This window comes from Rhodobacteraceae bacterium S2214 (assembly GCA_025141675.1).
Classification (GTDB): Bacteria; Pseudomonadota; Alphaproteobacteria; order Rhodobacterales; family Rhodobacteraceae; genus Yoonia.
Genome location: CP081161.1, coordinates 3145563 through 3165610 on the forward strand (window position 1 = coordinate 3145563; position 20048 = coordinate 3165610).

Annotated in this window: 16 protein-coding genes; 6 read left to right on the plus strand and 10 right to left on the minus strand. The window is 54.6% G+C overall.

Annotated features, from left to right (window positions below; translation table 11 throughout):
- Positions 1 to 41: 41 nt before the first annotated feature.
- Positions 42 to 1373 (minus strand): DEAD/DEAH box helicase, encoded by a 1332-nt coding sequence (locus K3729_15550; protein ID UWQ98815.1) that lies wholly within the window; start codon positions 1371 to 1373, stop codon positions 42 to 44.
- A gap of 396 nt (positions 1374 to 1769) precedes the next feature.
- Here K3729_15550 and K3729_15555 point away from each other — a divergent pair, with 396 nt between their 5' ends.
- The 3 genes from K3729_15555 to K3729_15565 all read left to right on the plus strand — a co-directional run bounded on the left by K3729_15555 (position 1770) and on the right by K3729_15565 (position 5867).
- Positions 1770 to 2579 carry a division plane positioning ATPase MipZ gene (locus K3729_15555; protein ID UWQ98816.1) on the plus strand — a complete coding sequence of 270 codons (810 nt, stop codon included), beginning with the start codon at positions 1770 to 1772 and terminating at the stop codon, positions 2577 to 2579.
- Between the two features lie 121 nt (positions 2580 to 2700).
- Positions 2701 to 4326, plus strand: coding sequence for an FMN-binding glutamate synthase family protein (locus K3729_15560; protein UWQ98817.1), 1626 nt, complete (start codon positions 2701 to 2703; stop codon positions 4324 to 4326).
- Between the two features lie 98 nt (positions 4327 to 4424).
- Positions 4425 to 5867, plus strand: coding sequence for a cytochrome D ubiquinol oxidase subunit I (locus tag K3729_15565; protein ID UWQ98818.1), 1443 nt, complete (start codon positions 4425 to 4427; stop codon positions 5865 to 5867).
- Here the strand turns inward: K3729_15565 and K3729_15570 are convergent, their stop codons facing one another.
- The 5 genes from K3729_15570 to K3729_15590 all read right to left on the minus strand — a co-directional run bounded on the left by K3729_15570 (position 5868) and on the right by K3729_15590 (position 11303).
- Positions 5868 to 6941 (minus strand): Hint domain-containing protein, encoded by a 1074-nt coding sequence (locus tag K3729_15570; GenBank protein UWQ98819.1) that lies wholly within the window; start codon positions 6939 to 6941, stop codon positions 5868 to 5870.
- Between the two features lie 119 nt (positions 6942 to 7060).
- A complete protein-coding gene (locus K3729_15575; protein UWQ98820.1) occupies positions 7061 to 7966 on the minus strand; it encodes a lipid A deacylase LpxR family protein in 906 nt (301 codons plus the stop codon).
- 193 nt (positions 7967 to 8159) lie between these two features.
- Entirely contained in the window at positions 8160 to 9197 is a 1038-nt protein-coding gene (locus K3729_15580; protein UWQ98821.1) for a betaine/proline/choline family ABC transporter ATP-binding protein, read from the minus strand.
- Between the two features lie 11 nt (positions 9198 to 9208).
- Positions 9209 to 10249 carry an ABC transporter permease subunit gene (locus K3729_15585; GenBank protein UWQ98822.1) on the minus strand — a complete coding sequence of 347 codons (1041 nt, stop codon included), beginning with the start codon at positions 10247 to 10249 and terminating at the stop codon, positions 9209 to 9211.
- A 79-nt stretch (positions 10250 to 10328) separates the two neighbouring features.
- Positions 10329 to 11303, minus strand: coding sequence for a glycine/betaine ABC transporter substrate-binding protein (locus K3729_15590; protein ID UWR01089.1), 975 nt, complete (start codon positions 11301 to 11303; stop codon positions 10329 to 10331).
- Between the two features lie 597 nt (positions 11304 to 11900).
- Between K3729_15590 and K3729_15595 the strand changes: the two genes are divergently transcribed.
- The 3 genes from K3729_15595 (at position 11901) to K3729_15605 (ending at position 15876) form a co-directional block, all read left to right on the plus strand.
- Entirely contained in the window at positions 11901 to 13430 is a 1530-nt protein-coding gene (locus K3729_15595) for a hypothetical protein (protein ID UWQ98823.1), read from the plus strand.
- 77 nt (positions 13431 to 13507) lie between these two features.
- Positions 13508 to 14626, plus strand: a complete 1119-nt coding sequence (locus tag K3729_15600; GenBank protein ID UWQ98824.1) for a sulfotransferase — start codon at positions 13508 to 13510, stop codon at positions 14624 to 14626.
- Positions 14623 to 15876 (plus strand): cytochrome P450, encoded by a 1254-nt coding sequence (locus tag K3729_15605; GenBank protein ID UWQ98825.1) that lies wholly within the window; start codon positions 14623 to 14625, stop codon positions 15874 to 15876. Before K3729_15600 ends, K3729_15605 begins: the two co-directional genes overlap by 4 nt.
- Here K3729_15605 and ccoS read toward each other — a convergent pair.
- The 4 genes from ccoS to ccoG are packed head-to-tail and all read right to left on the minus strand — an operon-like array spanning position 15827 to position 20038.
- Positions 15827 to 16015 (minus strand): cbb3-type cytochrome oxidase assembly protein CcoS, encoded by a 189-nt coding sequence (ccoS, locus tag K3729_15610; protein ID UWQ98826.1) that lies wholly within the window; start codon positions 16013 to 16015, stop codon positions 15827 to 15829. The two genes, K3729_15605 and ccoS, sit on opposite strands and share 50 nt — an antisense overlap.
- Positions 16016 to 16020: 5 nt before the next feature.
- Positions 16021 to 18165 carry a cadmium-translocating P-type ATPase gene (gene cadA, locus K3729_15615; protein ID UWQ98827.1) on the minus strand — a complete coding sequence of 715 codons (2145 nt, stop codon included), beginning with the start codon at positions 18163 to 18165 and terminating at the stop codon, positions 16021 to 16023.
- The gene (locus tag K3729_15620) at positions 18162 to 18626 is read right to left on the minus strand and encodes a FixH family protein (GenBank protein ID UWQ98828.1); all 465 of its coding nucleotides are present in this window, start codon (positions 18624 to 18626) and stop codon (positions 18162 to 18164) included. The genes cadA and K3729_15620 overlap by 4 nt, the downstream gene beginning before the upstream one ends.
- Positions 18626 to 20038, minus strand: a complete 1413-nt coding sequence (gene ccoG, locus K3729_15625) for a cytochrome c oxidase accessory protein CcoG (GenBank protein ID UWQ98829.1) — start codon at positions 20036 to 20038, stop codon at positions 18626 to 18628. Before ccoG ends, K3729_15620 begins: the two co-directional genes overlap by 1 nt.
- Positions 20039 to 20048 lie beyond the last annotated feature (10 nt).

Here is a 20048-nt window from a genome sequence, read left to right on the forward strand (position 1 = left end):
AAAAATCGGCACCTCCAGTCGAACTGGAGGTGCCTTCAAACTTATGCAGCGGATGAATTCCGACCGCCACCGCCGCCCGGCTTACGCCGACGCCGCTGACCACCACCAGGCTTGCCGCCACCGGGTTTGCCTGCGCCACCAGCCGCTTTCGGCGCGCCGCCACGTCCACGGCCACCGCCGCCTCCGCCACCACCGCGACGGCCACCGCCGCCGCCGTTTGGCCGTTTTTTCTGACCGGGCTGGATTTCCCAAGGCGTGCCGGACGCGACAGGGATCGCTTCCTTCATCGCCTTTTCGATGTCCTTCAAATCGACAATCTCGTCAGGCGCACAGAACGCAACAGCGCTGCCTTCGGCACCCGCACGTGCCGTCCGGCCGATCCGGTGCACATAGTTTTCAGCAACGTTCGGCAGGTCGTAGTTATACACGTGCCGCACACCCGGAATATCGATCCCGCGGGCCGCAACATCTGTCGCCACAAGCACGCGCACACGACCGGCTTTGAAATCTTCAATCGCGCGTTGGCGTTGACCTTGAGATTTGTTCCCGTGGATCGACGCGGCTGCAAAGCCCTTATTCTCAAGGAACTTATACAGCTTTTCGCAACCATGTTTTGTTCGCCCAAAAACAAGCGCAAGCTCATCACGGTGTTCATCCAACAGCTCTACCAGCAAATCAGATTTCGCCGCTTGTGCCACATAGTGCAGCGACTGGTTGATCCGTTTCACCGCCTGCCCCGGAGGGTTCACTTGCACGCGCACAGGATCGGTCAGGTAGCTATCAGCCAGTTCTGACATCAGTTTCGGCATTGTCGCCGAGAACATCATCGTTTGGCGATCTTTGGCCAACAGTGGCGCGATCCGGCGCAACGCGTGGATAAAGCCCATGTCGAGCATTTGGTCCGCCTCATCAAGCACCAGATAAATTGTTTCATCCAGACGCACCGCACGACGATCTAACAGGTCAATCAGGCGACCGGGTGTTGCAACCAGCAGATCAACACCACCAGCCAGACGTTTTGTCTGCGCCACGATCCCTGCACCACCAACGACCAATGCGACCTTCAGATGGCTGCCTTTGGTGTAGTTTGTCAGGTTATCGGAAATCTGTTTGGCCAGCTCGCGTGTCGGGGCCAAGATCAGGCCACGCACGGTTTTCGCATTCGGCTTTACGCCTGCTTTCATCAGCGCGTCGATCATCGGCAGACCAAAGGCAGCCGTTTTACCGGTTCCTGTTTGAGCAAGCCCCATCACGTCGCGGCCGTTCATCGCATGTGGAATAGCCTGTGTCTGAATAGGCGTCGGGTCGGTGATGCCTTGTTCAGCAAGCTTCGCCACAAGACGGGGCGCGAGGCCCAGCATATCAAAATCCATAAATCTCTTTCTGTGCGAACACAGGTCCGCATCAATCGTTTTGGGCCTGACGCCAGATGCATCAAACCCCTTGCAGGTTGCGCCCATATGCTGACGGGTCTGGCCACGTGCCAAAACTGCCGATCAGGCGCTGGACCCCCTGCGTGATGTGGGAACCGGGAATGTAGACGACGCCTTGCTTAGACCGCTTGGTCGGGCTCTGCTCACGCGGGCAGGATGCATCGGTTAAGCTGCACATGGTGGCAATTCCGCCCAAAGTCAACCCGCTACGCCGCCCGACAGTGTTGCACCACGTCACACATTGGCGAAAACACATCAGCCATTTCACGCCGATACTTTCACAAGGCGCAAACACACCATAAGGTTGCTACAAAATAAGGGCACGAGGGTAAATCAGTGGCGCATATTATCGTTGTCGGAAACGAAAAAGGTGGGGCAGGCAAATCCACCGTATCAATGCACGTTGCAACGGCGCTTTCGCGGATGGGGCATAAGGTTGGCTGTCTGGATCTGGACCTGCGCCAAAAGACGATGGGACGCTATATTTCCAATCGTTCGGCATTCATGGCGAAAAGCGATTTGGACCTGCCGACCCCTGATTATCAGGATTTGCCAGAAATCGATCAGGCGTCCGTGCCTGACGGTGAAAACATCCACGATCATCGTCTGTCGATGGCCGTTGCTGGACTTGAACCAGAAAACGATTTCATTCTGATCGACTGCCCAGGATCGCACACACGGCTTAGCCAAGTGGCCCATTCGTTGGCCGATACTTTGATCACCCCACTCAATGACAGCTTCATTGACTTTGATCTGCTGGCCCACGTGGACAGCGATGGTGAAGAAATCACTGGTCCTTCTGTCTATTCCGAAATGGTCTGGAATGCGCGCCAACTGCGTGCACGTGCGGGGCTTTCTCCGATCGACTGGATCGTCGTGCGCAACCGGATGGGTGCGCAGCAGATGGTCAACAAGGAAAAAATGGAACGGGTGATTGCCAAGCTGTCAAAGCGGATCGGATTTCGGACAGCACCCGGTTTCAATGAACGTGTGATCTTCCGCGAACTATTTCCACGGGGTCTGACCCTACTTGATCTGCGTGATCTTGGCGTGAAGGGGTTGAACATTTCAAACGTCGCTGCACGCAACGAATTGCGCGGTTTGATTTCAGCGTTGAATTTGCCGGGTGTAACCGTCGATTTTTGATCAAAGTGTAAGGGCTGATTAGCACTTTTTCGTCAAGATGACGTTGAGAGCGAATTAATGGTTCTCTTTCGGTGAAGACACTGCCTAATAATGGGGCAATTGAACCGGCGAAGGACACGTCATGCTGCGTATTATCTATGAACACCAACGGTATCTTGCGCTTTGTGTCGCAGCTATTCTTACGGTGATTGCTTGGTTGTGCTGGATCATTGACGATTGGCCCTTCACCCTTGTCGTGATCACGGGGGGACTGACCGCGCTTGGCATCTACGATATGTTTCAAACCAAGCACGCGATTACCAAAAACTATCCGCTGATCGGCCATATGCGGTTTTTGTTCGAAAAGATTCGTCCTGAAATCCAGCAATATCTAATCGAAGGCGATCTTGAAGAAGTACCCTTTTCCCGCGAACAACGTGCGCTTGTCTATCAACGTGCAAAGGGGGCCGAGGATAAGCGTCCATTCGGGACCATGCGAGGCGTCTATGATGCCGGTTACGGCTGGTTGACCCATTCCATCGTGCCGACGCATTTCGAAAACACGGACTTCCGTGTCGACATCGGCGGTAAAGATTGCAAACAGCCCTATGCCGCGTCGCTTTTCAACATCTCTGCGATGAGCTTTGGATCACTGTCCGCCAACGCCATCAGCGCCCTAAACAAAGGTGCGAAGATGGGTGGATTCGCCCATGACACGGGCGAAGGTGGCATCAGCCGTTACCATAAAGAAGGCGGCGGTGACCTTATCTATGAAATCGGGTCCGGTTACTTTGGCTGCCGCGATGATGATGGCAACTTTAATCCCGAAAAGTTCAAGGAACGCGCCGGACAAGATCAAGTCAAAATGATTGAAATCAAGCTGTCGCAGGGCGCAAAGCCCGGCCATGGCGGGATGCTTCCAGCCGCAAAGATCACGCCCGAAATTGCAGAAGCTCGCGACATCCCGATGGGACAGGATTGCGTGTCCCCTGCATCGCATTCATCGTTCTCGACACCGATGGAACTTGTTCAGTTCATTAAACAACTTCGCGATCTGTCAGATGGAAAACCCGTCGGGTTTAAGCTTTGCATCGGGCACCGTCGTGAATTTATGTGCATTGTCAAAGCAATGCTTGAAACCGGGATCACGCCAGACTTCATCGTTGTTGATGGTACTGAAGGCGGGACGGGTGCCGCCCCTATCGAATTCACGAACCATGTTGGCATGCCGATGGTCGAAGGTTTGACCTTCGTGCACAATACTTTGCGTGGTGCCGGTTTGCGCGACGAAATCAAGATCGGCGTGGCCGGTAAGATTACATCGGCCTTCCATATCGCAAAGGCTTTGGCGCTTGGTGCGGATTGGTGCAATTCGGCACGCGGCTATATGTTTGCGATTGGCTGTATTCAGGCCCAAGCCTGCCACACAAATCACTGCCCCGTCGGCGTCACGACGCAGGACCCTATCCGCCAAAAAGCGCTTGATGTTGAAAACAAAAGCCAGCGTGTCGCACGATACCATCGTGAAACGCTGAAGGCATTGGGTGAAATGGCTGGTGCTGCTGGGCTTGAAGAACCACGCGGTTTCTTGCCCTATCACTTCATGCAACGCGAAGCGGATAGCAAAATGAAGGAAGGCTCCGATGCTTTCCCGTATTTGCCGCGTAAATTCTTGCTCGAAGAAGGCGAAGACCACATCGAATATCGCCAACGGTGGCGCCGGGCCGATGCAAACAGCTTTGCACCGCCGGAAAAGCCTGCGAACTAACAAAAGATTAGTTTCAGGTTTCCCTTTTCCCGCATGGCGAGGGTGGTCTTCCTTTGGTCTTCTATGCAATTTGCGCGTGACAAATTCGGAGAACCGCAATGTCCAATAACCTGACACTAGACCCTTCTGACTGGGACGCATTTCGGGCGTCCGCGCATGAAATGTTGGACGCATCCATCAACCAGATGATGGCTGCGCGCGAAGGTCGGGTTTGGACGCCATTACCAGAAGATCAAAAGCAAGGTTTCACTGGCCCGTTGCCCCGCGAAGGTCGCGATGTCACCAATCAAATGGAGGCGCTTATGCCCCATGGCGTTGGGAACACGCACCCAAGGTTCTTTGGTTGGGTCCATGGGGCTGGCACACCGTCGAACATACTGGCTGATATCACCGCCGCCGCGATGAACGCCAACCTTGGTGGGCGTGATCACGGGGCAATCTACGTTGAAAAACAGGTTGTTGATTGGTGCCGCGAAATCTTTGATTTTCCGGCGGATAGCAGCGGATTGATTGTTTCTGGCACATCAATTGCGACGTTGATCGCGTTGAAAGCCGCACGTGATCGGATCACTGGTTTTGAAAGCCGTAAAACGGGTCGTCCCGAAAAATTGGTCGGCTACACGTCGACACAAACCCATACCTGCGTCGCGCGCACCTTTGACATCCTTGGGATTGGCAGCGATGCGCTCCGCAAAATTCCGGTCAACGCGCAATTCGAAATTGACTGCGACGCTCTGCGACTTGCTATCGATGAAGACCGAAAAGCCGGTTTCACACCGTTTGTGATCGTCGGTACCGCGGGCGCTGTTAACGTCGGTGCCATTGATGATTTGGACCAATTGGCCAGCATCAGTAAGGATCAAGATTTGTGGTTCCACGTCGATGGTGCTTTCGGCGCGCCCGGTATGCTGAGCGATCTGCTGCGCCCCAAACTGAAGGGGCTGTCAAAAGCTGACTCTATTGCGTTTGATTTCCACAAATGGCTGCACGTCAATTATGACGCCGGTATGATCTTGATGCGTTCTGAAGACACACACAGACGCACGTTTTCAGAACGTCCGGACTATCTGAAGGGCGCGGATCGTGGGCTTGCTGCAGGAAACCCATGGCCGACCGAATATGGACCTGAATTGTCGCGCGGCTTCCGTGCCTTGAAAGTTTGGTCGCAGCTGGCAACACATGGCACGGAAAAATTGGGGGCATTGATCACCCGAAACTGCGAGCAAGCACAATATCTAGCCAAGTTGGTTGATGAAACTGACGGCTTTGAACGTTTGGCACCAGTGCCAATGCAAATCTGCTGCTTCCGGTTTTGTCCGGATGATGCACCGCATGACAAAATCGACCTGCTCAACGATGAAATTGTTATGCGCCTGCAGGAAGACGGCATCGCAGCGCCATCCACGACGTTGATCGATGGCAAAAACGCGATCCGTGTGAACATCACAAATCACCGCACAACCTTCGAAGATCTCGATCTTCTGGTTCGCGAAATCAATCGTATCGGGCGCTTGATCGTTTCTGAATGGGCAGAAACCTAATTAAAATCGGCGCGGCGCGCGAGCATCCGCCTGTAAGATAGCGGCATCACTCGCGGACAACTTGCGGCGTGCGTAGCCGCCGTATGCCATTGGATTACCTCGAATTTCAGGAACGCGGGTCAAAAGTCTTGATTGTTCTTCCTTCCGTAGCGAACCAAGAGCCGCACTTGCTGGATGGAAACTTTCAGTGGGCACACCGTTCGCAAATACGATCTCGTGCTGCCCTAACATCATGTGAATATAGGTGACGTGGGTTAGGCCGTGCGCCCGCACGATGGTGCTGTCGTTAACTAGATTTTTCGCAGAGACTAAAACTTCATCCGCGTTGAACAATGTGCGCGCGCGCGCCCCCCGCAATACCATACGATGATCCGGTGACACCAAAAGCCCGGCGTCTGGGACATCCTTGTCCAATGCACCTTCACGCAGTCGGATTGGCCGGAGATGGGGTTGTGCCTTCATTCGCGCGCCAGAGATCAAGCGACGCCCGATCCACAAAATTTCGGCTTTGCCGTTATCTTGCGTTTGGACGTAGTCGCCTTCCATCAAAGCGGAAACGTCACGGGCGCCGTCTGGCGTCATAATTGCGGTTCCGGGCGTGAAACATATCACGCCACCCGCATCTTGTGATGGCGCGTGCCTTACCGACGCTTTGATTTCCTCTTTGACGACCCACAAAACCGTATCTTGCGGGGGCACTGTGTCTTGGAACATGAGTAAGGGCTTCTTGCCCGCCCCCATACCAATAACAGTCACGATCCAAAGATCGCGCCCGTCGGTGACCGAAAAATAACTGCCAAAAATGGTGAGTTCTTCATCGTCGGTCTGCGTCGGAGACTGAAGCGCATCGCCAAACATCTGCTGGACTTTCAGACCGGCACGACGCCGCAAATCGGCTTGCCCCAGCGGGTTATCCAACAACAAAACGTCGCTCGGTCCATCGACCCGCGTTGTATTGCCTGTCCACACCCAACCGACACCTGGTTTGACTGCGCAAACGTTCGGGGACATTTCCCCATCAATCGCAGTCTGTGCCCACGGGATAACGAACGTGCCACGAAAGCCCGTTTTCATGCCAATTACCTCTGCCTCACAAGTCGCTACATCTTTTTCGTGCAGCGTTCTTGCAGTGAGCCTAGGCCAATTGCCGTAAACCAATCAAGTCACGTCAAGTATATCGCGTAAGTTCTTGGTCAGAAGTTGAAATTAAGCTTCAGTGACCCAGTCAGCTGGCCCTCTGGTTGCCCTTCAAATTCGGGTGTTAGGTAACTGAGACCGTAAAACACTGAAGTGTCGCTTTCACTTTGCCAATGCATGCCAGCACGCAATCGGCCCCGTCGGTCCGTCGCGACAACGCCCCGTTCCGCTGGAAAATACGCACTATCGGCAACGGCAGCTAGATCCGCACCAAGAACAAATGCGAACCCAGAATCTGCAGTCTCCGTTCCATGATAAAGATGTCCAGTCGTCACATCCCTAATCAAAATATCGGACGTTATGTTCCGTCCCAGCACGACATCGGCCCCGAAACGTGCGACGTCCTCTGGACCGATTTGTAATTCGGCAAATGGTCTTGCCGTGATAAAGTCGGTCAATTGAACGTTTTCCGCTGCTTCAGCCGTTAAACCAAGGTGAAATGCGTTTCCCAATTGACTATCGGTGAACCGCACCTGTGCAAGTCCGAGTTGGTCATGTGCCCGTTCTTGGAAACGGGATAGGCCCGTTTGTGGCCCGATCGCTGTGACATCGACACCAACCGTACCACGAAATGTATCCTGTCCAAAATGGCTGTGCACACCCAGCGATAACGCCCCAGCATATGGGCGATCGCCCGGGGCATCCCCAATTCCGTCAGACGCCATAATCGCCGAACGCAGCCGATATTCCCTGATGCTACCGAATTCTAACGGTGTCCTGTCCCAATTGCTGGGGCCGCGCACAAAACTGTGGACGTAGCTGCCAGTTTGATAACGGTCACGGCCATCACCGAAAAAATCGTTTGTAAACAAACGTCCTTCACCCAGCGCATCACGCGATTGCGCGTGTGAAGCTGTCCCAAAAGGTACAAGCAAAACCAGTAATAAAAAAAGGCAGCGCATAAATATGGCCTTCAAAGCAAGAGCGCCCCCACTCCCGTTCAACAGGAGTAGCGACCGATTTCGATTCCCGCCAGATGGCAAAATCAACAACCTTAGAGTCGCATCAAGAATACAACACTAGGTTAACTCGCTTTTGAAAACGCAAAACGCCGGGCACATTTTCATGGCCCGGCGTTTCACAATGCATTTTGGCTTAAGCCGCCGATGACACCCGCGGCACCAGCGCTTTTACAAGCACCCGCATATCGAGCTGACCAATCGCATCACCATCTTTCATCACGCGGTAAACCAGACGGGTATCGCCTTCCGACTGTGCGATCAGGCTTTCAAGGTTGTCGTTGGCTTCAACGTCTCCTGCGTATTCAGTCCCGTCGACCAAAGGTGACATGACAGACCGCACACGCAAAACGCGCGCGCGATTGATGTCGCTGACAAAGTCTTCAATGTACGGGTCCGCTGGGTTCAGCAGAATACCCTGCGGTTCGCCCTGCTGAATAACCGCACCGTCCTTCAGAATGACCAGGTGATCCGCGAGCTTCAGCGCTTCATCAAGATCGTGGGTAATAAAGACAATCGTCTTTTTCAGCTCGACCTGAAGCTCAAGCAGCAGGTTTTGCATGTCGGTCCGGATCAGCGGATCAAGCGCGGAAAACGCTTCGTCCATCAGCATAATGTCAGAGTTAGACGTCAAAGCACGTGCAATACCAACACGTTGCTGCATCCCGCCGGACAATTCAGACGGGTAGCGGTTTTCGTAACCATCAAGGCCAACGCGGGCCAACCATTTGGTTGCTTCGGCTTCACGTTCTGCCTTCGGGACGTCTTGGACTTCCAACGCCATCGCCGCGTTCTGCAGAACAGTCCGGTGTGGCAAAAGCGCGAATTTCTGAAACACCATCGACATTTTTTCTTGGCGCATGCGCCGCAGATCGACTTGGTTCAGCTGCATCACGTCTTCGCCGTCGACCAAGATTTCGCCGCTTGTCGGTTCGATCAAGCGGTTCAAATGGCGGATCAGTGTCGATTTACCTGAGCCCGACAAGCCCATCACAACCGTGATCTCGCCTGCTTGCATATCGACGTTAATATCCTGCAAACCAAGAACGTGTTTGTGGGCATCGAGCAGTTCAGGTTTCCCCATCCCTGCCCGGACATGTTCCATCATTGCTTTGTCCCGCGGGCCAAAAATCTTGTAGAGGCCGCGCAGGCTGACTTTGGGTGTATTACTCATATCATCAGCCCTTAATGCGACGTTGCTTTGCTGGCCTTATCCACACGGGACAAAGCAGCTTTAGATGTACGGTCAAGGATCACAGCCAAAAGCACGATGCCAATACCACCAACGATACCCACGCCGAGTTCGAGCTGGCGAATACCGATCAACACGTTACGTCCTAGACCCGGTGCGGACACCAGCGATGCGATCACAACCATTGCGAGGCTCATCATGATGGTCTGGTTCACCCCTGCCATAATGTTCGGCAATGCCAACGGCAGTTCAACTTTGACCAAGCGTTGCTTGGAATCCATGCCAAACGCGTTCGCCGCTTCAATCACGTCCTTGTCGACCAAGCGGATGCCGAGATCGGTCAGTCGGATGACCGGCACGATGGCGTAAAGAATGATGGCGATACCGTATAGCTTTGATTCCGTTACTGAAAACAGGAAGATTAGCGGGATCAGGTACACAAAGGTCGGCAAGGTCTGTAGCAAATCCAGAACCGGCACTGTTGCCTTTTGCAACCTGTCAGATTTCGACATCGCGATCCCGATAGGAACCCCCAAAAGAACCGATATCGACGTACAGACAAAGATAATCGACAGGGTCTGCATTGCGACGTCGTAGTGATCGACAAGCCCCAATGCGAACAGTGAAATGGCCACAAATATGGTCACGCCAATCGAACGCGACGCGTAATATGCAAGGATCAACAATGCAGTAATCAACAACCACCAAGGTGTTGCTTCAAACAACCACAACGCACCATCAAGCATCCATGAAAGCGGCTGTGTGATCGGATCCAGAACCGCTTTCAAAGCAGGCTTCGCCGCGAGAAACCCAGTCTCGATCGCAGCAGTAACGTCCCTGCTTTGTCCAATCGAGGAACAGGCCTCGTTCAGGTTATCCAAAGATGGAAACGGAAAAATCTCGGCATTCGGATCAACTGCATCAGCATTATTTTGCTTAAGTAGATCTGCCATCGACATAGGTGCGTCGGACGCATTTCTGTCGCACCAATCGCGTAGGCCAAGCGCGTTAAAAAGCCCGTCGTAAAATGCCATGTGTCCCCGTCCGTCTCTTATTTTGACAAATGCCCCCACCTGTTTTCACAAATGGGGGCACTATCACGAAATGAAGGTCTTACTTGAGCAACGCGCCAAGCTTTTCCTTAGCTTCGTCGTTGATCCAGCTACCCCATACGTCAGGGTAAGAGGACAAGAAGTAGACGGCTGCTTCTTCGTAGGATGCGTTGTTGTCATCCTGCCAAGCCAACACTTCGCCCATTTGGGCGTTTGTGAATGTGACGTTCTTCAGCAATTCAGCAATCGCTGGTTCGCGGTCCATGAATGCGCCAGAAACAGCAGTCACAACTTTTGCAACTGGGTACGGGGACAGAACTGGGTCTGCGCATTCCACTGTACCGTTACATGTGTGTGCGTCTTGGCTGAATTCAGCGCCAACATCGACTTGTGCCATTGGGTATTTGCCCAGCACAGATGTAGGGGCCCAGTAGTAGCCAAACCAAGGTGCTTCGTCAGCAAACGCAGATGCGATTGATGTCGCAAGCGTTTCGCCGGAACCGTGCTGGAAACGCTCAACGCCAGATGCTTCCAGACCGGATGCATTGATGTTGTTGTTGTTGATGATGTCACATGCCCAGCCGGTTGGGCAGTCGTGGAACTGACCGCCAACCAATTCTGGGTTCGCCATGATACCTTCAAGCGTTGTCAGCTCTGGGTGTGCATCGGCAAGATACTGTGGAATCCACCAGCCTTCTACGCCGCCATCGGACAGAACATGTGTCAGCTCAACCAATTTGCCTTCAGCCAAAAGCGGCTCGTAGGCAGGTGTGGAGTTGGCCCAAACTTCTGTCAGGATGTCTGGCTCGCCAGTTTCAGCCAAAGATGTCAGTGCAGGAACTGTAGATGACGGAACAACAGTCACGTCACAGCCGTAGCCTTCAGTCATCAGGAATGTTGCGACAGATGTCACAACAGCAGATGAAGCCCAGTCCATTTCAGTGATGGATACGCCGCCACATTCTGCTGCTGCAGAAGACGCGCTAAATGCGCCGCCAGCGATAAGTGCTGCTGCACTAACCAGTTTCAATTTCATTTCTTTTTCTCCCGTTGTGATGGCTTCATGGGTAAGTGTACCCCGTGCAACATCGGCCATCGCGATTTCATCTTGGGCGGTCCGCGTTGCGGTCAGAGCGCCATTTTTAGCGCGACGCGGCCCGGGACAGGCTCATTTCTGGCATCCCGCGCAGTCGCGGCGTTAAGCTGCGATAGTTTCCGTTGCATTGCAATTGCTGATCCAAGGTTAGGCCCCAAGTATATCTGGTTGACTGTGATTCCTTTCAGTGCACCCCGGCATTCGACACCTGAATCCCGAAAAGCGACACTATTTGTCCAAAACACGGGAGCTAATGCATACATTAATAACAGCTCTGGCCGCATTTTTGCCCAATACCCCGCAATCTAAAGGTGAATTCATCCTGAATTTGCGCACCTATAAATCCAGACCGTCACTTTTTTCGCCCCACGGGTGCGTATTGATTGCCTTCATTTGTTAACCTTTTCCGTTACTCACGCTGAAAGGGCGCAACCCAGACGCACTTTTCGCGATCAGAATTCCAACAAACGACACATTCAAATGATCAGTTATCCGGCAAAACAAGACCACCAAGACGATACGAAGAGGGAGCCGATAATGCCGTCAGGTAAGATGTTCAAAGCGGGGCTAGCCGTCACCATATCGACAATACCTTTCTCAGTGCAGGCGGAGCCGGTGGAACTGCGCCACGAAAGCGGTCTTGTGACGATTAGCGGCGAAATCCTATCGTTTGACGGGACGACTTTGATGGTCGCGACATCAGCAGGTGATGTCAGCGTTCCCGCCGCCGAAGTTACTTGTGCGGGCAACGCTTGCCCCGAGGGCGTCAAACTTAGAGCAATTGAAGAGGCTGTCTCGATCGCCGTGATGTCGCCGGAAAATCTTTCGCTGGCGCAATCCTACCTGACGACGACAACCGCGACATCCAGCCGATCAGCACGTGCGGGCGACACCGTGGTAAGAAACGAAACGCAGGACCAAATTGCCAAAGTCAGCTTTGTACCATCTGCCCAGTCCGACCAAGGTGATATCATCATCACCAACGTCATCAGCGACGCCGCAGCCGCGAACCGAACCGGAACAATCGCAGAGTGGACTCTTGGTTCCACGCCCACGCAGCTGCTTGCGATCAAAGCGCTCAGCGTGGTGACATCGCCCGAGATTGGTGTCGATCATATCTCAATGCCCAAACTGGCGCAGGTGCTCGCTGGTGAAATCACCAACTGGTCGCAGTTGGGCGGCAGCGACCTGAATATCATTCCAATCCAAGCCGCAGCAGGCACGCGATTGCACGCGGACGTCCAAGCCGTGGTGTTGGATCCTGCCCGCAAGCCCGCATCGCCCATGGTTTTCTCGATGGCGGATGCAAGTGCGATCATGACAGGGCTGTCGACATTGCCCGGCGGGATGAGCATCGTTCCGACAGAAATGGTCGGGGCGACCAATACGTTGGACATCGTGGATAGCTGCGGTGTCACCCACGCGGCCACGGATTTTGAAATACGCGCAGGCGATTACCCCCTTACGGTACCCACGCTGGCCGTTCACAACACGCCTCTTGAGACCCAAGTCATGCACGCAGCATTCGACAAAGCGGCGTCAGTCGGAATTCCCGACATGTTCGAAGAGGCCGATTTTTCGCCCCACACGCTTATGCAACTCCCTACCGACGACAAAGACTGGCGGGTTGCCAACATAATGAGCCAGCAGCTCGACGCGGATCAAAAGCAATCAGCCATCAAGTTGATACAGCTTTTGGCAAACGCGCAGCAATTGTCGGCCGCATTTACAGACGGCGAGTTAACCCAGACAGAAGGCGCATGGACGCGTGCCCATTTCGTCAGATTGCGCGATGCGATCCAAAGTGGCGTATTGGACGATAAGGAAATCCACTTTGTCGGCTTTCATGCGCAGAACATTGGCGCTGACGCTGTCCTGTCCACGCAAACCGCAGCCGAGAATATTCTTGCAGCGTTTCAAGCTTTTGCTCCGGATGCCGCAAATCGCCCAAATGTCACGCTTGCCGCTTCAGGTTACGGACATTTGGGCGCAACAGGGTGCTTGCCGAATGGGGCCACCACTGCGCGTGATACCCGCATCGAAATCTGGACACGTCCCGCGGGATAAAGCCCCTTCCACGCATAACAGTGGCGGATACCCTATAACTGCGCCACACTAGGCGCAGTTCAACAATGGTGCGTATTATGAAGCCCAAGCTCAAACATCGTTGGAGCCTGCAACAGAATTTCTTGATGGGTCTGACCTTTGGGCATTGGATGCAGGTCTTGGCCGAAAACAGGTTCCGGATATCACCAGCCTATTTGCACCGCGCCGCCGCAATTACGCTTGTTAGTCCGCTGAATTCGTTGAACGCATTTATCGAACGCAAACGGTATGGCGCAGCGATCGATGCCGTTGAAATCACGCAGCCGCCGGTTTTCATCCTTGGGCACTGGCGCAGCGGGACGACACATCTGCACGATCTGATGGCGCAGGATGACGTCCTGTTTCACGCCCCCAACACGTTTCAGGTCACGAACCCGCTGACTTTTCTGACCACGGAAAGCACAGTGTCCAAACTGTTCGCGTGGATGATCCCCGCAAAGCGGCCGATGGATAACATGCCGATGTCGTTTCAATCCCCGCAAGAAGATGAATTTGCGCCGCTGATCATGTCGCAACGGTCAGCTTACCTTGCCGTTTCGTTTCCTCAAACGGGCCAGCACTACGAAGAGGAACTGACATTTCGTGATGTGGCGCCGGACAAGGTCGCTGCTTGGAAGTCTGCGTTTGTAAATTTCTGCAAGAAACTGACGCTGAATGATCCGCGTGCTTTGCTGCTGAAATCACCACCACACACGGCGCGGATCAAAACCATCCTGCAAATGTTTCCAGACGCGCGTTTCGTCCACATACACCGCGACCCTTATCGCGTTTTTCAATCGCAACGGCATTTCTTCGATACGGCCACGTGGTACATGTATATGCAACGTCCCAACCTTGATCAGATTGACGAGGGTATCCTGCAGCGCCACCAAATCATGTATGATGCCTATTTCGAGGACCTTGCGCTGCTCCCCAAAGATCGCATTTGCGAAGTCACCTTTGACGCGCTCGAAGCCGACCCGATTGCGCAGCTTTCGAAAGTCTACGATCACCTCAACCTTGCAGGTTTCGACGCCTACAAACACAAGGTGCAGGCCTATTTAGACAGTATCGCTGGCTATAAAAAGAACAGTTTCTCTCCGCTAGATGACGCGACCAAAGCCGTCGTGGCCGACAGATGGTCCCGAAGTTTTGATGTTTGGGATTATCCGAAGTGACCCGCGCACCGGGACCGCAGGGTAGCATAATCTGGGGGTCGCTTGCCGATCTGAAAACCGATGCGCTTGGTCTGCTCGGGGATGCGGCGCGCGATCACGGCGATGTTGTGCGGCTTCGTTTCGGGCCAGTCACCACGCATCTGATCAATCATCCTGATCATATTGCCCATGTTCTGTCCCGCCACCCTGACCGCTATGATAAAAACACGCGCAGCGCGGAACGGATTAGGGCGACCTGCGGCGATAGCCTGCTGTCGGCGAACAAGGACGCATGGGCGCGCCATAGGCGTCTTATCCAGCCCGTGTTCCAGCCAAAGATGTTCAACGACATAAGCCGCGTCGTTGCGTCTGAGCTCGCGCCTTTGTTAGATCGCTGGATTGTTGCGGATAAGATCGACATAGTCGCCGAGATGATGCATCTCGTCATCGCCATTTCTGCCCGTATTCTGTTTTCATCCAGTGTCGATGCTGCGCGGATCGAGGCGGCGCTAGAGGTCATTCTGCAAGACACGTGGCGCAGGTTAGAAGCACCGCTTGATCCGGCGATGCTATCACGCCACCTGCACCGCCCCGCGTTCAAACAGGCCGTACAAACCATCGACGATGTGATTCTTGATTTGATCCATGCCCGACGTGCGTCCGACAATCGCCCTGACGATTTGCTGTCCCAACTCATCACCGCGCACGAAGCAGAGGGCGACGCCGGACTAACTGATCAGGAACTTCGCGACGCGGCAGTGACGTTATTACTTGGCGGACATGAAACGACGGCAAACGCATTGGCTTGGGCATTCTATGCGGTTGCGCAAAACCCCGATGCCGCGCTGCACACCAACGACCCCGCGCATATATTCGCGGAAGCAGTCAGGCTTTATCCGTCAATTTGGATCGTCGAACGCCGAGCAATCCAGACCGATACCATCGGCGGCTTCACAATCCCGCGGGGATCCAGCGTGCTGATTTCGCCCTACCTGATCCACAGACATCCGGACTTTTGGACCGATGCCAATCACTTTGACCCAACCCGTCACGCAAGTGAAACGGACAGGCATCGCCACGCTTATATTCCGTTTGGGCTTGGACAGCATCGCTGTATCGGGCTGCATATGGCCCGTGCTATTGCCGCCGAAGTCATTGGACAAACCTATGCACGCCTAAAGTTCGAGGCCGTTGGCCCAGCGCCAAATCTCGAACCAAAGATCACCCTGCGTCCGAATGGCCCTTTATGGCTGCGCGTTCTTGCGGGCTAAGCGCATCTTCCACCAAAATCCGCCACGCGTCCCCGTCCAGGTCATCATATTGTTCGCTGCGCAACGTCCATAGAAACGTCAACAACCCAGCGATGGCCAAGACCAAAGACACCGGAACAAGTACAATCAAAACATTCATATCGATCACCTTAGACGAAGTGCATTCAACAGCACAGTAATAGAAGACGCGGACATTGCGACGGCTGCTGCCAGTGGTGTCGCCAACCCGATGACCGCGATCGGGATCGCAATCGCGTTGTAACCCGCCGCAATCCCAAAGTTTTCGATCACGCGAGCACGCGCGGACTTGGCTGTCGCGACGGCATCCGGAATTTCGGAAAGACTACGGCCCAACAAAACGATGTCTGAAGCGGCACGCGACGCGTCCAAAGCTGACGCAGGTGACATCGACGCATGTGCCGCAGCCAGCGCCGCCGTATCGTTCAGCCCGTCGCCCACCATCAGGACGCGGCGGCCTGCACCGGTCATATCGCGGATGGCCTCCAGTTTTTCTTCGGGACGCATGTCGGCACGTACATCAAGAATGTTCAAAGTCGCGGCCAGTTTTTTGGCAGCCTCAGGCGTATCACCGGTAAAGACGGCCACTTGATAACCAGCGGACTTCAAGGCGGCGACGGCATCTTCGGCGCCTGCGCGCAAAGTTTCACTAAACGCTAGTTCAACCGGAGAGTCGTGACCAATACACAGACCGGGCGACCGTTTTGCGCCGACCCATTCGGCCCGTCCAATACGAACGATCCGGCCTTGCCAGATGCCCTCGACACCCAGCCCTGCAGCTTCGCGGACATCTTGGACATCAGCCGCGACGACATCTTGTGGCATGGCTTGCATGATTGCGCGTGACACGGGGTGGCTCGACGATGCGCATAGCGCTGACAGCACGGCCAGTTCTTCCGGTGACAACTCGTCCGTATCAATGCGTGCAACGCCTTCGGTCAGCGTGCCGGTCTTGTCAAACACGACGGTGTCCACTTCTGCCAGACGTTCCAAAGCCGTGCCGTTCTTAACCAAGAGACCACGCCGGAACAGGCGACCCGACGCTGCAGTCATCACCGCAGGCACAGCAAGACCAAGTGCGCAGGGGCATGTGATGATAAGCACTGAAATCGCAATATTCAGCGAAAGAACCATGTCGCCGGACGCAAAGATCCAACCGCCAAAGGTCACGAAGGCCAGCAAATGCACGGCGGGCGCGTAAATTTGCGCGGCCCGATCTGCCAAAGCGGTGTAGCGGTTACGCGCCCCTTCTGCCGTTTCGACAAGTGCCGCCATCCGGCGCAGCGTGGTGTCTTCGCCGACTGCTGTGACTTCGATTGTCAGTGGGCCGCTTAGGTTCACGTCACCCGCTGCAACCACGTCACCCGGCCCGACGATCAATGGCATGCTTTCACCGGTCAGGAATGACCGGTCCGCCTCGGACCGCCCTTTTTGTACGACACCATCAACGGGCACCCGCATACCAGTGTGAACCACGATCACATCGCCAAGGTTCAGGTCAGCGACATTCACTGTCACTGGTTTGCCGTCTTCCATCCTACTAGTCCGAGGAACTTCCAGCGCGCTGAGTTCCTGCGCCGCAGACCGTGCTGCCATCCGTGTCCGGTGGTCCAGATACCGCCCCACAAGCAAAAAGAACGTCAAAGACAACGCCGCATCAAAATAGACATGATGTCCGCCTTGCGCCGTTTCGTAAACGGACATGCCAGCGGCCAAGATGATCGCCAATGAAATCGGAACATCCATGTTCAATCGACCCACACGCAGCGCAGTCCATGCATGGCTGAAAAACACTTGTGCAGAAAACGCGAGCGCAGGCACGGCAATCGCCGCAGAAATCCAGTGAAACATGATTTGGGTGGCTTGCGCTGCCCCTGACCACACCGCGACCGAAAACAACATCACATTCATCATCGCAAAACCCGCGACGCCCAAACGCAACAGCAACGCACGCCCCTTGGCATCGCGATCGGCACCTTCAAGCAGTCCGCTATCCAGTTCCATCGCTGCATATCCAGCCGCATCAAGGGCTGCGATTGCGTCATCAACCTCTAGCGCAGGCGCATCAATCACGACGCGTTTGCGGCTCAGGTTCACGCGGGCTGCGTTGACCTCTGGCAGAGCCAAAAGCGTCCGTTCCACGCCGCCGATACAGGCCGCGCAATGAATATCGGGTAAGGACAATATCATATCGGATCTGACAACCGCACGGCCTGCGACGGCTTCCGCCAAAGGCGCTGCGTCACATGCTGGACATGCTGACATCGTCATCTGGCTGTCTCCACAATGATACGTTGCTGGAACATCGTGCCATCTTCGGCCTGTGCGACCAGACGCAGGTTCCAGTTCCCACGTTCCAGCGACACGGGTGCGACGTAGTCCCGTCCATCAAAGGCCAGAACAGGTGTCTGATCTTGGGACACATTGGTCGCGCGGCCCAATACTGCAGACTGAATGTCGACCTTCACTGGTTCGCCATCATGCATGATGCTGAGACGCAATTGACCCGCCTCCACACGTGCGCTGACGTCCCAGCCCAGCGCCTCTTGCGCGGCGCGATTGGCGTCAAAAGCTTGGCTCGCGACATAGGAATTCTTGGTTTCGAGCCCCGGGAATGTCGCGACCGCCTTATAGGCCAACGTCAGGTTCACGCCGATAATCACAGCAAATGCAGAACACACGATCAACAACACCTTGCGGCCTGTCAGTTCTTTTTGAACAGCTTCAGTCATCACTGATCCTTTCCGTTAAAGACGCTATCCCTATGGGCGCGTTCACCGTTTTCAACATCTTCGACCCAGAACCGCAGATCCGTGGTCTGTTCGGTCGCTGCCGGGTCTTGTGGCCGTGCAATGACATAGACGCGGACTTGGGTCGTGCTGTCGGGCGCGACCGTCAGAATATTCGTATCAGACCCTTCTTGTGCAATCCGCAGGATTGTATCGGCGGACAGTGAAATCCGGAAGTCGCGGGGTTCACCGTGTTTATTGCGCAGACGGATCGTATAGGTGTTCCGGACAGATCCATCCGACATCACAATGTACTGTGGATTGCGGACAGGTTCGACCGTCAGGTCAATATCCGCACGAATGAACAGCGCGAACACAAGGCCGAAACCGATCAAAGACCAAAGTGCTGTATACAGGATCGTGCGGGTCCGCAGGATATGTTTCCACACGGGTTTTGGCGGCTTGCCTGCCCGTTCCTCAGGTTCATCAGAAAGCGCCAGATAGTCGATCAAACCGCGTGGCTTGCCGATCTTGTCCATGACGTCGTCGCAGGCATCAATGCAAAGCGCACAGGTGATACATTCCATCTGCTGCCCTTCACGAATGTCGATGCCCATGGGGCAGACGTTCACGCAGGCCATGCAATCAATACAATCGCCAGTGTCTTCGAGACGTTTCTTCGCACGCGGTTCGCCCCGCCAGTCGCGGTAGGCAACAGTCAACGTATCGTCATCCATCATCGCACCTTGGATGCGCGGCCATGGGCACATGTAGATACAGACCTGTTCGCGCATGAAACCGCCAAACAGGAATGTGGTCCCAGTCAGGATGGCGATAGTCGTATAGGCAACCGGATGGGCCGTGCCCGCGATCAAATCTTGGGCCAGCGTCGGCGCATCCGTGAAGTAAAACACCCACGCCCCGCCAGTGGCGACGGCAATCAACAGCCATACGAACCACTTCGTCAGGCGCAGACGCCACTTCTTGATATCCCAGCTTGCTTTCCACAACCGAACACGAGCGTTGCGATCACCTTCAATCCAGCGTTCGACAAGGATAAACAGGTCGGTCCAAACAGTTTGCGGACAGGTATAACCGCACCACACACGGCCCAGCGCCGAGGTGAACAAGAACAGGCCAAGACCAGCCATGATCAAAAGGCCTGCTACGAAGTAGAATTCGTGGGGCCAAATCTCGATCCAGAAGAAATAGAAACGGCGATGCGCCATATCAACCAGCACCGCCTGATCAGGCAGCGCGGGCCCGCGATCCCAACGGATCCACGGCGTGAGGTAATAAATGCCCAGCGTCACGGCCATGATCCACCACTTCATCGTGCGGAAAAAACCGGTGACACGCCGCGGGAAAATCGGTTCCTGCGGCGCAAATAATTTAGGGGGTTCGGGAGTGTTCATCTGTTCGTCC

Excerpts from the sequence above, each read along its gene's own strand:
- K3729_15600 (UWQ98824.1), top strand. The coding sequence starts at position 13,508 with ATGAAGCCCAAGCTCAAACATCGTTGGAGCCTGCAACAGAATTTCTTG.
- K3729_15585 (UWQ98822.1), bottom strand. The coding sequence starts at position 10,249 with ATGGCATTTTACGACGGGCTTTTTAACGCGCTTGGCCTACGCGATTGG.
- ccoG (UWQ98829.1), bottom strand. The coding sequence starts at position 20,038 with ATGAACACTCCCGAACCCCCTAAATTATTTGCGCCGCAGGAACCGATT.
- K3729_15595 (UWQ98823.1), top strand. The coding sequence starts at position 11,901 with ATGCCGTCAGGTAAGATGTTCAAAGCGGGGCTAGCCGTCACCATATCG.
- K3729_15580 (UWQ98821.1), bottom strand. The coding sequence starts at position 9,197 with ATGAGTAATACACCCAAAGTCAGCCTGCGCGGCCTCTACAAGATTTTT.
- K3729_15620 (UWQ98828.1), bottom strand. The coding sequence starts at position 18,626 with ATGACTGAAGCTGTTCAAAAAGAACTGACAGGCCGCAAGGTGTTGTTG.
- K3729_15575 (UWQ98820.1), bottom strand. The coding sequence starts at position 7,966 with ATGCGCTGCCTTTTTTTATTACTGGTTTTGCTTGTACCTTTTGGGACA.
- K3729_15570 (UWQ98819.1), bottom strand. The coding sequence starts at position 6,941 with ATGAAAACGGGCTTTCGTGGCACGTTCGTTATCCCGTGGGCACAGACT.
- ccoS (UWQ98826.1), bottom strand. The coding sequence starts at position 16,015 with ATGAATGTTTTGATTGTACTTGTTCCGGTGTCTTTGGTCTTGGCCATC.
- K3729_15590 (UWR01089.1), bottom strand. The coding sequence starts at position 11,303 with ATGAAATTGAAACTGGTTAGTGCAGCAGCACTTATCGCTGGCGGCGCA.
- cadA (UWQ98827.1), bottom strand. The coding sequence starts at position 18,165 with ATGACGATGTCAGCATGTCCAGCATGTGACGCAGCGCCTTTGGCGGAA.
- K3729_15565 (UWQ98818.1), top strand. The coding sequence starts at position 4,425 with ATGTCCAATAACCTGACACTAGACCCTTCTGACTGGGACGCATTTCGG.
- K3729_15560 (UWQ98817.1), top strand. The coding sequence starts at position 2,701 with ATGCTGCGTATTATCTATGAACACCAACGGTATCTTGCGCTTTGTGTC.
- K3729_15550 (UWQ98815.1), bottom strand. The coding sequence starts at position 1,373 with ATGGATTTTGATATGCTGGGCCTCGCGCCCCGTCTTGTGGCGAAGCTT.